The following is a 12,613-nucleotide window of genomic DNA, read 5'->3' on the forward strand; positions in this document are numbered from 1 at the left end:
TGTAGGTCCGCGCGGTTGCGTGGGATCGTCTGCGGTAGCCCTTTGAGGATCGGAGGTCTCCCGTGGCTGACGTTGCGCCCGCCTCGATGCCTGCCCCGCCCTACTACGCCGTGGTGTTCACCTCCGTGCGGACTCCAGGAGACAACGGTTATGGAGACCAGGCCGAGCGGATGCTCGAATTGGCCGCCGAACAGCCGGGTTTCCTCGGTGTCGATACGGCCCGTGCGGCGGACGGTCTCGGGATCACGGTGTCGTATTGGAAGGACGAAGCGTCGATCGCCGCATGGCGCGATCACGCAGAGCACGTCCTGACCCGGGCGGACGGGCGCGAGCACTGGTATACCGCGTTCGCCGTGCACGTGGCCAAGGTCGAGCGCGCTTACCGATTCGCCCGCCCAGTCGACCGGTAGGCCTCCCGGTCGGCTGCGACGGCCAGTCGTGCACTGATCGACTTCCTCTTCCTCCTGGGCCTCCGTTCCTCCTGGGCCTCCGAGTGAGCGACCCTGTACTGGGGCATTCGCCGGCAGGACCTCACGGACCTGCGGTTCGACCGAGTACATGCCATCGAATACGCCAACCCCTGACGGCGACTCGTCTACCGACCGCGACCAGAACCTCCGTGTCCCATGCCACAGTATCTGCTCTCATTACAGCGATGAGTCTGCGCGGCTCGAACCGTCCCACCATTATGAGGACCGTGTCCGCCAGCGAAGGGGAACTATATGAATCAACTACTCAGAGTCCAGAACTTCACCGTCTCGCAGGACGGGTTCGGAGCCGGTGAAGGCCAGAGCCTCGAGCGGCCGTTCGGCCACGCCGATCCGGGCGAGATGTTCGCCTGGGCCGGGGCCACGGCGAGCTGGCCCAATCGCACCGAGCCCGGTGGGAGCCGCGGCCTCGACGACTACTTCACGCGCGACTTCACCCACAACATCGGCGCTGAGATCATGGGCCGCAACAAGTTCAGCCCTCATCGAGGACCTTGGGAGGACTACGAGTGGCGCGGCTGGTGGGGCGACGAACCCCCGTTCCACACTCCGGTGTTCGTCCTCACGCACTTCCCGCTTCCTTCGTTCACGCTCTCCGACACCACGTTCCACTTCATCGACACCGACCCGGCCTCGACCCTCGAACAGGCGCGGGAGGCCGCGTAGGGCAAGGACGTCAGACTCGGCGGCGGGACCACGACCATCCGGAAATTCCTCGATGCCGACCTCGTCGACACCATGCACGTGGTGGTCGCACCGGTGGGACTCGGGTCCGGCGTGCGGCTCTGGGAGTCACCTGACGAGCTGCGCGACCGATTCCACCTTGAGGTCGTGCCGAGCCCGAGCGGCGTGACCCACCACCTGTTCTGGCGAAAGTGACCCCGCAACGCCCCAGGGCGGTGGCGATCCTCCTTCAGGGAAGAGCCACCGCCACGGCTCGTTGCAGGTCGATCCGATGGAGCTCGTCGGCTGTCACGGTGGTCCGGTGAGTTCCGGGGTCTTCAATCGAACGGCGGGCGGGGAATGAGCAGCGCCTCTTCGATCGGCTCGCCGTCGCCGGAGGTCCGCCGAAGCCACATCTCGGTATCGATCACCGGTTCCCCCGGGTACTCGGCGACCAGCAGATCTACGATGCGGTCAAAAATGTAGACGCTCCTATACTTGACTCCTGGTGGAAGGCCAGGCGAATCGTAATAATCGCTCCAGAAGATGGAGACCTTGGACTCCCCCAAGTCGCATATTCCATTATAGATGGACTCTTCCATCCCATCCCAGTTCTCACCATGCAGCTCAGGGTCTTGAGGCATCGACCGCCTCACCGCATCGAAGAAGTCGGACGCGCTCGAGCAGGCCGCTGTACTGAGCTCGATGACGTGGCGGCCAGGTTCGATGCTCGCGAGACGTCTATCGAATTCGGCGGCGCGAAGCGCCCGAACGTGAGGTAGCACTTGCACAGTCGACCAGTCGGTTCCACGGCGGAAGCGTCGGGGCAGGAATGGCATGGGGGCGACCGCATTACGCCGCGGTCGACGGGGTTCCGGGATGGGCCGACAGCCTGCTCATGTCGTCGCTGAAGAACGGCACCGTGTACCGCCTTCCCTTGACCGGGGGCGAGGTCGGTGAGCCCATCGCCATGTGGGACACGGTCAACCGGTACCGCGACGTGGTGGTGGGATCCGACCCCACGGTGTTCTATGTGGCGACCGACAGTCGCGGCGTGGCGGTGGACGCCAACGGTCTGCCTACCGACACCCTGGTCGAGCCTGGAGCGATCCTGGAGTTCCGCCACATCGATCAGGGCTGACTACGGAGCGGAGATCGGATCGATGCCGTCGAGCGTCGGGACTACCGGACGGATGGAGCCGTCGGCATTGAAGTAGAGGCGGTCGATCATGACTTCGCGGTGGGTGCCGTCACCATCGGGGATGGCGAAGCGGTGGTAGGCGATGTACCACTGGTCGGTGCCGGGGACCTGGACCACCGAGTGGTGGCCGGTGCCCTTGATGCCCTGGGACAGGTCCTTCTGCAGGATCACTCCCGCAGGGGCGCTCCAAGGCCCGAGCGGCGATGAGCCGGTGGCGTAGTTGACCCGGTAGTCCTCGCTTCGGGTGTCGTTCTCCGACCACATGAAGTAATAGGTGCCGCCGCGTTCGATCACGAAGGCGCCCTCGTTGTAGCCGGGCGGGTTGTAGGTGCGCACCTGGGAGGCGTCGAAGGAGACCATGTCGTCGTTCAGCGGCACCTGGTGCGCCGCTCCTTGCCCCCAGTACAGGTAGGACTGGCCGTCGGCGTCGGTGAACACGGCCGGGTCGATCGCCTGGCCCGCGTAGGACCCGGCCGAAACGAGGGGACGGCCGAGGGCGTCGGTGAACGGGCCGGTCGGTGAGTCGGCGACGGCCACGCCGAGCTGCTTGCTCGTGTCGCCGCTGGCCCGCCCGCCGGAGAAGTAGAAGTAGTATTTGCCGTTCCTCTCAGCGATGCCGGGCGCCCACGCCGAGTTGTCAGCCCAGGAGACGTCCGCGGCGAGGTCGAGGATGACGCCGTGGTCGGTCCAGTTGACCAGGTCGGTCGAGGAGAAGGCCCGGTACTGCGTACCCGACCAGCCGGGGAAGCCGTCGGTGGTGGGATACAGGTAGTAGGTGTCGCCGAAGCGCACGATGTTCGGATCCGCGAACAGGCCCGGCAGGGTCGGTTCGGCATCGGGGCCGGGCCCCTGGTTCAGGTCCCACCGCTGATTGGAGCCGCCGTAGCAGGCGTACTGCTGTATCCGGGCGCCGTTCTCGGCCGAGGCGCTGACCACGTCGAGGCACTTGCCCGAATGCCGTGCGACGATCTCGACCGAGCCGCCGTCGGCGTCGCGGACCTCCCACTGCTGGTTGGTGCCGCCCCAGCAGTCCCACTGCAGGATCGGCGCGTTGTCGGCGGTCGACTGGCCCTCCACGTCGAGGCACTTGCCGGACGCCTGGGAGACGATCTCGACGTAGCCGCCGCCGACGTCGCGCAGCTCCCACCGCTGATTGGAGCCGCCGTGGCAGTCCCATTGGATGATCTCGGCCCCGTTCTCGGTCGAACCGCTCAGCACGTCGAGGCACTTGCCCGAGTGGGCCGCGATCAGTTCGCCGGAGTACCCGGCCGGCACGTGCTGGTCTGCGGACACTGACGGGGGACCGACGAGCATCACGGCCGTGGCCAGCATCAACGCCGGTACGAGTGAGAGCAGTCGTCGCATGGCGGACTCCTATCGGGGGGCGAATATCGGTCGCGGTGGGGGGCTCGGAATTCGAGGCGGTTCGGGAGGGCTCGGATGGCGATCGGCAACGGCGGTCGGCCGCTGATGCGAATGTGGGCGCGGCCCGGGTGACGGCACCTGCGAGGTGCAGCGTCGCGCTCGCCCGGAGGTCCGATGATGATATCGATAACACATCGATACAGTCAAGGGTATCGATACAAATTGATTGATCCCGTGACGATGGCGATGCCGACCGCAGACGTGATTTTACAACGGTTTGTCGAAGGTGTTGACTTACGCTCGCGAGTGTGTTTATGGTGATTCAAGACTGTCAATACCTGAAGTCCATCGGGGACGGGCATCGCCACAGGACCGCCCTCGTCCCACCGCCCCAGTGGCCGACCGCTGCTCATGACACCGGACCGGTGCGCCGACCAAGCGCCGTCGGTCGAGATTCGCCGAACCCGGGCGACCGCACGACGTTCGGAGCGGCCTGAAACCTAGGACGTGTTAGCGATAACCATCGCACCGACCTCCTGTCCCGCCCGCCACACGCTCGCGCTCAGCGACTCCTGAACCAGCGCACATCACCTCGACTTTGGTGATGTGAACGATCACCTCCATCGATTTCGGCCTCTCCGGTCGGACTCGCACCCATGAAAGGAGAACTACATGGCAAACGTCCTATCCCGCTCCGGCGCGCTCCTGGCCGCCGCGTGCCTCCTGATAGCTACGTTTCTGGTGGCCACGGCGAAAGATGCGGCCGCTCAACAGTCCTATACCGGCTATCTGATGGCCCACTTCACCGGCGAGAGCGCCGACGGCGAGCAGGTCTACCTGTCGCACAGTGACGACGGGCTGCACTGGAACGATCTCAACAACGGCAACGTGGTGCTGCGCTCGACGGTCGGCACTCAAGGGGTTCGCGACCCGGTGCTGATCCGGTCGCCCCAGGGCGACCGGTACTGGATCATCGCGACCGACCTCCGGATCGCCTCGGGCACCTCATGGTCCGACGCGTCGAACAACGGCAGCACCTCCCTGGTGGTGTGGGAGTCGACCGACCTGGTCAACTGGTCGGACCCCTGGCTGCTCGACGTGGCCGGTTCCATCCCCGACGCCGGGAACGCCTGGGCCCCCGAGGCCATCTACGACCCGGCGAGCGGCGACTTCGTCGTCTACTGGGCGACGCTCTCGACCGTCAACGGACTCAAGAAGCACCGCATGTGGTACGCGCACACCAGCGACTTCCGGAGCGCGTCGACGCCGCAGGTGTACATCGACCGGCCCGGCAACGAGGGAATCATCGACACCCAGATCATCGAAGTTCCCGACAGTGCCGGCGGCTGGCGCTACTACCGCGCCTCCCGCGACGACCAGATCACCATCGAGGCATCGAACTCGATCCTCGGCTCCTGGACGCGACTGGGCGACCTGTCGCACCTGGGACTGGACGGCGGCGACGTCGAAGGCCCGATGTGGTCGAAGTTCAACGATCGCAACGAGTGGGCCCTGTGGGTCGACCAGTACGCCACCGGCGGCGGCTACATGCCGCTCACCTCGAGCAATCTCGGCAACACCCAGAACCTCCAGAGAGTCGGAAACTACGACCTGGGCGGCACGCACAAGCGGCACGGGTCGATCTTGAGCCTCACCGGCTCGGAGGAGTCCGCCGTGCTCGACGGCTGGGGTGGCGGTGGTGGCGGCGGTTCGGCCGTCGAGATTCGGAACCGCTACTCGGGCCTGTGTCTCGACGACTTCGAGTGGGGCACCGAGGACGGCGCCGAAGTCCGCCAGTGGACCTGCAACGGCAACACGGTGCAGCAGTGGCAGCTCGAAGACCTCGGCAACGGGTACCACGCGATCCGCAATGTCTACTCGGGCCTGTGTCTGGACGACTATGAGTGGGGCACCGAACCCGGCGCTGAAGTGCGGCAGTGGACGTGCAACGGCAACACGGTGCAGCAGTGGCAGATCGTCGACGCCGGCGGCGGCTACTCGACTATCGAGAACCGCTACTCCGGCCTGTGCCTGGACGACTATGAATGGGGCACCGATGACGGCGCCGAAGTCCGCCAGTGGACCTGCAACGGCAGCACAGTCCAGCAATGGGCCATCGGCTGACCGCACCGACCCGTCCATAGCCGACACGACCGAGCCGCCCCAGGGCTCGCCGCCGGTGCCCGCTCGCCCACGAGGCGGGCGGGCACCGGCCCCGACCGATCGCCGCTCAGACCGGCCGATCGACATCCCGACCTCAGGCCGGGCATTTCCGGCTCATGCCCGGCCCCTTCGCTGATGCGAGGCTGATCGGTTGAACGCCCACATCGTCCAGCCACACCTCCTCAGCTCGATACCACCATCTCCCGACAGCGGAGTGGAGGCAATGCACCGACCCGTACATCCGGCAGTCGTGATCGTCGATGCGTTACCGGCCGATCCGGTCCAGTGCCGCCACGTCCTCGTCGGACAGCGAGAGTCCTGCCCCGGCGACGTTCTCACGCAGGTGCGCGACCGATGAGGTACCCGGAATCAGGAGGATGTTCGCCGAACGCCGCAGCAACCAGGCCAGAGCGACCGGACGGGCGCGGCAACCTCGGCTGCGTCGAACCGGCCCGGTAGTCCGATAAGGCCGGGACGCCAGGCCTTCGGCCCGGCGTCCCGGTGGGCACCGGCGCGTCGTGGTCAGGCACTGAGTCGCCGGGCGAGCAGTTCCTTGCCTTCTTCGGCGCCCTTGCGGCTGGTGGCCTGGGCGCGGCGGAAGAAGTCGACGAGCTCGGTGTCGCCGACGCGCTCGGCGTCGGCGATGTAGGTCTCGAGGCGGAGCGTGTTGCTCAGGCAGGCCTCGACGAACCAGATGATGTTGTAGTCCTTGTCCTGAGTGCCCGTCACTTGGCCGGTTTCGACGTCGGACATTCGTTCCTCCTCAGTGGCTGACGTTTCCTCGGACGGGGGTACCCGGCGCGTCGGATCCGACACCTCGTGTGCGCATCGGGGGAACCTGCGCCTCGCGCCCGTCTTCAGTCCGCCATCGAGCGGACGTCGTCGATGAACCGCTTCGTGTCCGCCAGGTGCGGGAACGCTCCGGCAGAGCCGTAGACCTCGCAGCGCGACCGGGGAATCCGCTGTGCGAGCCACTCGGCGTAGCCCCGGCGCTGCGGGGTCGCGAACACCGACAGGAACGGGCACCGGATCGCCTCGCGGCCGCCGGTGATCTCCCGTTTGAGGGCGAGCGCCTCGGGATCGTCGTCTTCGCCTGCTCCGGGCCGCGTGTCGAGGCTCTGCTCGACGCACACGGCCGCGTGCGCGACGTATCGCAGCGCGAAGGTCGCCGCGATCAAGGCCGTCGACGAGTATCCGACCAGCACGGGAGCACGGGTGCCGAGCCGCGACGTGAAGCGGGCCAGCGCCTCGGCCACGCTCGAAGGAGGACCTTCGGGCGGCTCGAGGATCACGACGGTGTGCTCGTCGGCCAGTCGAGCGGTGATCGGCCACCATGCCGACCGGTCGTGCGCCGGGTCGTTGAGGACCAGTACGGGGCGACCGGCGGCTCCCCACAGCTCATGGGGCCACTCGAAGTCCGGGTCGTGCCGGAGCGCCTCGGACGGGCTCGTGGACATCATGGATCTCCTACCGGTCCGTACATGATGAGCGGCGGTGACGGCGTGCCCCGAAACGAGTCGATCCCGCGGCGGCGCCGATCCGGCCTGACGCCGTCGACCATACTGCGAACTGAGAACCGCTCGCATACGCATGGCCGATCTCGGCGCCGACCGCGAACACACCGGAAACGCGGCGTGCGAAGCGCGGTATGACTAGCCTCCGGTAAGGCGGGTAATCGAGGGCGACCCGTCCATGCGTAGTTCGGAGGCGCCGTGATGCCACTCGTACCGCTGCTCGCCGTGCTGGCGCTCGCGGTGGGTCTCGTGGGGGCCGTCTACGGCCTCAGCATGCTGGTCACCGTGCGGCGCCGGGCGCTCGAGACCGGGCCTTTCCTGTCCGGCGGTGCGGCGACCGAGCACGCGGTGTCGCGGTTCCATGTGCGCTGGTACCCGGTGACGCTGCTGTTCCTGGCGTTCGACATGGAGATGGTGTTCATGTACCCGTGGGCGGTCGTGGTCGCCGACATCGGCGCGGCGGCCGTGGTGGAGATGTTCGCCTTCCTCGCCTTGCTGCTGGTGGGGGTGCTGTACGTCTGGCGCGAGGGCGGGCTTCGATGGGTCTGAGGGAGGCGCTGCGCCGGGCCGCTTGCTCCCGGCCGCATCTGATGACGGCGACGGCTCCGGGCTCGACTGCGGTGCGAGTGGCGGTGGAGCGCTTCGCCAGGGAGCGAGGATGGCCGATGGCCGCCGCTCCCGCCGACGCCGACGCGCTCGTGGAGGCCGGCGCACTCCACGGTGGACTGGCGGAGGCGGCCGAAACGGCCTGGAGGCAGTTCCCGGCCCCGTCGGTGCGAATCCGGTTGACCGTTCCTGCCGAGGTCGAGCCGGCTCTCGCCGGCCTGCCGGGCAGGCTCGCGTCGTGGCGTCCCGGGGGCGAGGAGTCCGAGACGGCCGGGGAACCGTCGATGGCCGAACGCGCCGACGACCGCGACGGGCTGATGCTCGATGCGCTGCACGTCCCGCTGGGGCCGCTGCTGCCGCACTGGCCCGCGGGTCTGCGCTTGACGACGCGGTTGCAGGGCGACGTGATCCAGCACGCCGAAGTCGAGGTGCTCGGGCTCGAGCCGCGGACGGGATCGTTCTGGGCCGCTGAGGACCGTGCCGCGGCGCGTCGCCTCGACGCGATCGCCCGGCTGCTCGGCGTGGCCGGTTGGACGGCCATGCGGTGGCGATGCCAGGCCCTGCGGGACCGGGCCCTGGCCGGCGAACCCGGTGACCGGCTCGGTCGCGAGGTGGCGGCGACGGCCGCACGCATCCGCCGCGGTCGCCTGCTCCGTCGGGAGCTGACCGGGCTCGGCACGGTACCCGGCGCCGGCGACGCCGCCGACCGCCTGGACCGGTGGCTCACCGACGCGGTCGACGCCGTGCGGGAACCGGACGCTGGGACCGCGTCGCCGCGTCCTTCCTCGGCCGAGTGGCTCGAGCAGCTCCCCGATCTCGTGGTCGGCGCCGAGCTGACCGCCGCCCGTCTCATCGTGGCGAGCGCCGATATCGACACCGCCGAAGCCGAACAGCCCTCGACCACCGGTGCGCGCCATGGCTGAGCAGACACCGCTGTGGACGGTCCTGCTGCTGCCGGTCGCACTGGGTGCGTTGGCGCTGTTCGCCGCCTCGCTCAACGCCGGACTCGCCGCAGCGGCCGCCGGACGGCCGGTCGCGGCCACGGAGTTCGCCGCTCCCCTCCGCGAGACCGCTCGGCTGCTGATCCGGCAGCGGCACCGGACGGTTCAAGCGGACGTGCCGCTGTGGCGGCTCGGGGCGGGCGGCATCGTGGTCGCCGCTCTGCTGGCGTCGGCGGTGATTCCGGTCGGCGGGTACGCGGTCTCGGACCTGCCGGTGGGCGTGGTGTGGTTCAACGCCATGGAGGTCCTGCTGTGGGCGCTGGTGTGGATGGTCGGCTGGGGCGGCAACTCGGCGTTCTCGCTGGTGGGCGGCTACCGGTTCCTGGCGCAGGGTTTGGCGTACGAGCTGCCGCTGATGTTCGCGCTCACCGCGCCGCCGCTGGCGGCCGCCTCGTTGAACGTCGGCGCGATCGTGCGGGCGCAGGAGCCGCTGTGGTTCGCGGTCTGGATGCCGGTGGCCTTCGCGGTCTACCTGATCGGCATCGCGGGCGTGACGTTCTGGGGGCCGCTATCGGCTCCCGCGGCCGAGGACGCGGCGGGCGGAGCGCTCACCGAGCTGTCCGGAGTCGACCGGCTGACGGTCCTCATCGGCCGGTATCTGATGCTCGCGGCGGGGGCCGCGTTCGCGGTCCCGCTGTTCCTCGGCGGCGGTAACGGGCCGTGGCTGCCGCCGTGGCTGTGGTCCGTGGTGAAGATGCTCGGCGTCGTCGGCCTGCTGGTGTGGCTGCGGTGGCGGTGGCCGCGCGTGCGGCCGGAGCGGTTGATGACCCCGGCCTGGATGGTGCTGCTCCCGGCGGTGCTGCTGCAGGTGCTGGTGGTCGGCGTGCTCACGCTGGCGCACGGGTGAGGAGAACTCATGTGGGAGACGGTGGCGTTCGGTGCACTCGCGGTCCTCGCTGTAGTCAGCGGGGCGCTGGTGTTCCGCGTCGACTCGATGGCTCGGGCGACGTTCCTGCTGCTGGCCTCGTTCCTGTTCGTCGCCGGCGAGATGCTGCTGCTCGACCTGCATTACCTCGGCGCGCTCACGGTCCTGATGATGACCGTGGAGATGGCGATCATGGTCGTCTTCATGGTCATGTTCATGATGAACCCGGCCGGCCTGGAACCGATGTCGATGGTGCACAACCGGCGAGGGGCGCTGGCCGTGTCCGTCGCCGTGTTCCTCGGCCTGGCCGCCGCCGCGCTGCTGGCGCCCTGGCCGGAGGGGGCCGCGAGCCGGCCGGCCGACCCGACGCGGCAGCTCGGCGAGGCGATCATGGGCCCGAAGATGCTGGTGATGATGATCGTCGGCATCGCCCTGTTCACCACCATGATCGCCGCGACCGTCCTGGCCACCGCGCGCGGCCGCAACGGCGAGCACGCGCTCCCCCGGCAGCCGGCGAGCGAAGGCCACGAGCACCACCACGACCACGGTTCGATGGAAGGGCACTGATGACGTTGCGGATGTTCCTGCTCCTGGCGGCCGCGCTGTTCGCCGTCGGCCTGTACGGGGCGCTGACCCAGCAGTCGATCGTGATGATCATGATGGGCCTGGAGCTCATGGTCAACGCGGTACTGGTCGGCGCGGCCGCGTTCTGGTACTTCGCGTGGCCGCAGCACGCCGACGGCCAGGTCCTGGTGCTGGTGGCCATGGCGCTGATGGCCGTCGAGATGGCGATGGGATTCGCCGCGGCGATCGCGATCTTCCGCGCCAAGGACGTCGACATGACCGACATGGCCTCGGACCTCAAAGAATGAGCCTCCTGCTGTGGGCACTGCCCGGACTCCCGCTGGCCGCCGGAGCGGCGCTGCTGGTCTCCGGCCGCCGCGCCGACCGCCGCGCACCGGCCGCCGCCGTGACGGTCGCGGCCGCTCTGGTGCCGATCGCCGCCGTCGCGGCGGCCGCGCGCCCGGCGATCCGCGCCCCGATGCTCGCGGGCCTGCCGGTGGAACTCGCCGTCGACGGACTGTCGGCGCTCATGGTGGTGACGGTCGCGGTGGTCGCCCTCGCGGTCCTGGTCTATTCACTCGCCGAGTTCGGAACCGACGAGGCCCGAGCCCGGTACTACGGACTGATGCTCGTCTTCACCGGCGCCATGATGGCCACGGTCACCGCCGCCTCGCTGCTGCCGCTGCTGATGGCCTGGGAGATCATGGGCGCCGCCTCGTACGCGCTCATCGGCTTCTGGTGGCGCGAGCCGTGGCGGATCGGCGCGGCGACGACGGCGTTCCTCACCACCCGGGCCGCCGACCTGGGCCTGTACCTCGCCGCGGGCGCGGCCTTCGCGGCCTCCGGATCGCTCGCCCTCGACCAACTCGCCGCGCTCCCCGAGCCCTGGCTCGACGCCGTCACCGCCGGCGTGCTGCTGGCCGCCGCCGGGAAGTCGGCGCAACTGCCGTTCTCCTTCTGGCTCTCGGGCGCCATGGCCGGACCCAGCCCAGTCAGCGCGCTCCTGCACTCGGCGGCCATGGTCGCCGCCGGCGGCTACCTGCTGCTGCGGCTCTCGCCGATGCTGCACGCCTCCGGATGGGGCGCCGCCACGGCGGCGTGGCTCGGCGCGGCCACCGCGCTGGTCCTCGGCGCGATCGCCTGCGCCCAAACCGATCTCAAACAGCTGCTGGCCGCCTCGACCAGCGCTCAGGTCGGCTTCATGGTGCTCGCCGCCGGCGCCGGTTCGGCGGCCGGAGGCGCGGCGCACCTGGCCGGCCATGCGGCGGTCAAGAGCCTGCTGTTCCTCGCCGCCGGAGCGTGGCTGGCCGTGCTCGGCACCAAGGACCTCGACCGGCTGCGCGGCGCGGGCCGCCGCCACCGGCCGACCGGCGCGGCCTTCACCATCGGCGCGCTCGCCCTCGCCGGGGTGCCGCCGTTGACGCTGTGGGCCACCGAGGGCCTGGCCCTGGCCGGTGCCCCGACGGCGCTGCATGTGGTGGCGCTGGCCGCCTCCGCGCTCAGTGCCGTCTACGCCGGTCGGATCCTGTTCACCGCGATGGCGCCGTCCACAGAGCAGCACCGGCCGGTGCCGACCGCCATGGTCGCGGCGACGGCGGCCCTGGCCGTGCCCGCCGCGGGCTTCGGCGCGGCGGCGCTGTGGTGGCCCGCGCCCCTGCCGCCCCTCGAACCGGTCGGCGCGGCCGCATCGGCGGTCATCGCGGTCGCGGCCCTGGCCGCGGCGGCGCTCTGGACCCGTCGCGGCTCGCCGCTGCCCGAAGCGGTGGCCTCGGCCGGACGGCGGTGGCTCTGGCTGGAGCCGTCGGCGCGCCGAGTGATCGCGCGTCCGGTGTGGTCGCTGGCCCGGACGCTCGCCGCGTTCGACGACCGGGTCCTGGCCGCCGGCGCCCGCGGCGCCGCACGCGGCGGGCGAGCGATCGCCACGGCCGTCGACGACGTGCCCGAGCGGCGCCTGACCGCAGGGGCGTCGGCGCTGGGCCGGGGCTGGCGCACCGTCGCCGCCCTCGTCGAACGCGCACCGGAACGGGCGATCAAGGCCCTGGTCGACACTGTGGCGAACGGCGGAGGCCGCCTCGGCGCGCTGGCCCGCAGGCCCCAGACCGGCCAGCTGCACCAGTACTTCGCCCAGGCCGCGGTCGCGTTCGCGGTGCTCGTACTCGTATTCGTATTGATGGTGAGGTGAC

The 12,613-nt window shown here is 69.5% G+C and carries 12 protein-coding genes and 3 pseudogenes; 10 read left to right on the top strand and 5 right to left on the bottom strand.

What is annotated here, in order from left to right; genetic code table 11:
• The first annotated feature begins 86 nt into the window (after positions 1-86).
• Both ACYVL2_RS12890 and ACYVL2_RS12895 read left to right on the top strand, forming a co-directional pair.
• Positions 87-410, top strand: coding sequence for an antibiotic biosynthesis monooxygenase family protein (locus tag ACYVL2_RS12890; RefSeq protein ID WP_460544034.1), 324 nt, complete (start codon positions 87-89; stop codon positions 408-410).
• Positions 411-722: 312 nt separating this feature from the next.
• Positions 723-1,367 (top strand): annotated as a pseudogene (locus ACYVL2_RS12895) (dihydrofolate reductase family protein).
• 122 nt (positions 1,368-1,489) lie between these two features.
• On the opposite strand, the gene ACYVL2_RS12900 reads toward ACYVL2_RS12895, so the two are convergent.
• The gene (locus ACYVL2_RS12900) at positions 1,490-1,990 is read right to left on the bottom strand and encodes a hypothetical protein (protein ID WP_460543897.1); all 501 of its coding nucleotides are present in this window, start codon (positions 1,988-1,990) and stop codon (positions 1,490-1,492) included.
• On the opposite strand from ACYVL2_RS12900, the gene ACYVL2_RS12905 reads away from it, so the two are divergent.
• Positions 1,984-2,292, top strand: coding sequence for a PQQ-dependent sugar dehydrogenase (locus ACYVL2_RS12905; RefSeq protein ID WP_460543899.1), 309 nt, complete (start codon positions 1,984-1,986; stop codon positions 2,290-2,292). The two genes, ACYVL2_RS12900 and ACYVL2_RS12905, sit on opposite strands and share 7 nt — an antisense overlap.
• 9 nt (positions 2,293-2,301) lie before the next feature.
• On the opposite strand, the pseudogene ACYVL2_RS12910 reads toward ACYVL2_RS12905, so the two are convergent.
• Positions 2,302-3,717, bottom strand: a pseudogene (locus ACYVL2_RS12910) (family 43 glycosylhydrolase); the annotation flags it as partial.
• Between the two features lie 672 nt (positions 3,718-4,389).
• Between ACYVL2_RS12910 and ACYVL2_RS12915 the strand changes: the two are divergent.
• On the top strand, positions 4,390-5,841 hold the full coding sequence (locus tag ACYVL2_RS12915) for an RICIN domain-containing protein (RefSeq protein WP_460543901.1): 1,452 nt from the start codon (positions 4,390-4,392) through the stop codon (positions 5,839-5,841).
• A 304-nt stretch (positions 5,842-6,145) separates the two neighbouring features.
• Here ACYVL2_RS12915 and ACYVL2_RS12920 read toward each other — a convergent pair.
• From ACYVL2_RS12920 to ACYVL2_RS12930, 3 genes and pseudogenes are all read right to left on the bottom strand, one after another.
• Positions 6,146-6,370: pseudogene (locus ACYVL2_RS12920) on the bottom strand (aldo/keto reductase); the annotation flags it as partial.
• A 32-nt stretch (positions 6,371-6,402) separates the two neighbouring features.
• Complete coding sequence (locus ACYVL2_RS12925) at positions 6,403-6,633, bottom strand: hypothetical protein (protein WP_460543903.1); 231 nt, start codon at positions 6,631-6,633, stop codon at positions 6,403-6,405.
• Positions 6,634-6,737: 104 nt separating this feature from the next.
• A complete protein-coding gene (locus ACYVL2_RS12930) occupies positions 6,738-7,340 on the bottom strand; it encodes an alpha/beta fold hydrolase (protein ID WP_460543905.1) in 603 nt (200 codons plus the stop codon).
• Positions 7,341-7,595: 255 nt separating this feature from the next.
• On the opposite strand from ACYVL2_RS12930, the gene ACYVL2_RS12935 reads away from it, so the two are divergent.
• The 6 genes from ACYVL2_RS12935 (at position 7,596) to ACYVL2_RS12960 (ending at position 12,612) form a co-directional block, all read left to right on the top strand.
• Complete coding sequence (locus tag ACYVL2_RS12935) at positions 7,596-7,943, top strand: NADH-quinone oxidoreductase subunit A (protein WP_460543907.1); 348 nt, start codon at positions 7,596-7,598, stop codon at positions 7,941-7,943.
• Positions 7,944-8,059: 116 nt separating this feature from the next.
• Positions 8,060-8,923 (top strand): hypothetical protein, encoded by an 864-nt coding sequence (locus tag ACYVL2_RS12940; RefSeq protein WP_460543909.1) that lies wholly within the window; start codon positions 8,060-8,062, stop codon positions 8,921-8,923.
• A complete protein-coding gene (locus tag ACYVL2_RS12945) occupies positions 8,916-9,848 on the top strand; it encodes a complex I subunit 1 family protein (RefSeq protein WP_460543911.1) in 933 nt (310 codons plus the stop codon). Before ACYVL2_RS12940 ends, ACYVL2_RS12945 begins: the two co-directional genes overlap by 8 nt.
• A 9-nt stretch (positions 9,849-9,857) precedes the next feature.
• Positions 9,858-10,433: an NADH-quinone oxidoreductase subunit J family protein gene (locus tag ACYVL2_RS12950; protein WP_460543913.1), complete on the top strand. Its 576-nt coding sequence runs from the start codon at positions 9,858-9,860 to the stop codon at positions 10,431-10,433.
• Positions 10,433-10,738, top strand: coding sequence for an NADH-quinone oxidoreductase subunit NuoK (gene nuoK / locus ACYVL2_RS12955; protein ID WP_460543915.1), 306 nt, complete (start codon positions 10,433-10,435; stop codon positions 10,736-10,738). Before ACYVL2_RS12950 ends, nuoK begins: the two co-directional genes overlap by 1 nt.
• Entirely contained in the window at positions 10,735-12,612 is a 1,878-nt protein-coding gene (locus tag ACYVL2_RS12960) for a proton-conducting transporter transmembrane domain-containing protein (RefSeq protein ID WP_460543917.1), read from the top strand. Before nuoK ends, ACYVL2_RS12960 begins: the two co-directional genes overlap by 4 nt.
• Position 12,613 lies beyond the last annotated feature (1 nt).

The sequence above is a fragment of the Glycomyces halotolerans genome (assembly GCF_054779575.1).

Coding starts and splice junctions, on each gene's coding strand:
- ACYVL2_RS12960 (WP_460543917.1), top strand. CDS start 10,735: ATGAGCCTCCTGCTGTGGGCACTGCCCGGACTCCCGCTGGCCGCCGGA.
- ACYVL2_RS12905 (WP_460543899.1), top strand. CDS start 1,984: ATGGCATGGGGGCGACCGCATTACGCCGCGGTCGACGGGGTTCCGGGA.
- nuoK (WP_460543915.1), top strand. CDS start 10,433: ATGACGTTGCGGATGTTCCTGCTCCTGGCGGCCGCGCTGTTCGCCGTC.
- ACYVL2_RS12950 (WP_460543913.1), top strand. CDS start 9,858: ATGTGGGAGACGGTGGCGTTCGGTGCACTCGCGGTCCTCGCTGTAGTC.
- ACYVL2_RS12925 (WP_460543903.1), bottom strand. CDS start 6,633: ATGTCCGACGTCGAAACCGGCCAAGTGACGGGCACTCAGGACAAGGAC.
- ACYVL2_RS12945 (WP_460543911.1), top strand. CDS start 8,916: ATGGCTGAGCAGACACCGCTGTGGACGGTCCTGCTGCTGCCGGTCGCA.
- ACYVL2_RS12915 (WP_460543901.1), top strand. CDS start 4,390: ATGGCAAACGTCCTATCCCGCTCCGGCGCGCTCCTGGCCGCCGCGTGC.
- ACYVL2_RS12935 (WP_460543907.1), top strand. CDS start 7,596: ATGCCACTCGTACCGCTGCTCGCCGTGCTGGCGCTCGCGGTGGGTCTC.
- ACYVL2_RS12890 (WP_460544034.1), top strand. CDS start 87: ATGCCTGCCCCGCCCTACTACGCCGTGGTGTTCACCTCCGTGCGGACT.
- ACYVL2_RS12940 (WP_460543909.1), top strand. CDS start 8,060: ATGGCCGCCGCTCCCGCCGACGCCGACGCGCTCGTGGAGGCCGGCGCA.
- ACYVL2_RS12900 (WP_460543897.1), bottom strand. CDS start 1,990: ATGCCATTCCTGCCCCGACGCTTCCGCCGTGGAACCGACTGGTCGACT.
- ACYVL2_RS12930 (WP_460543905.1), bottom strand. CDS start 7,340: ATGATGTCCACGAGCCCGTCCGAGGCGCTCCGGCACGACCCGGACTTC.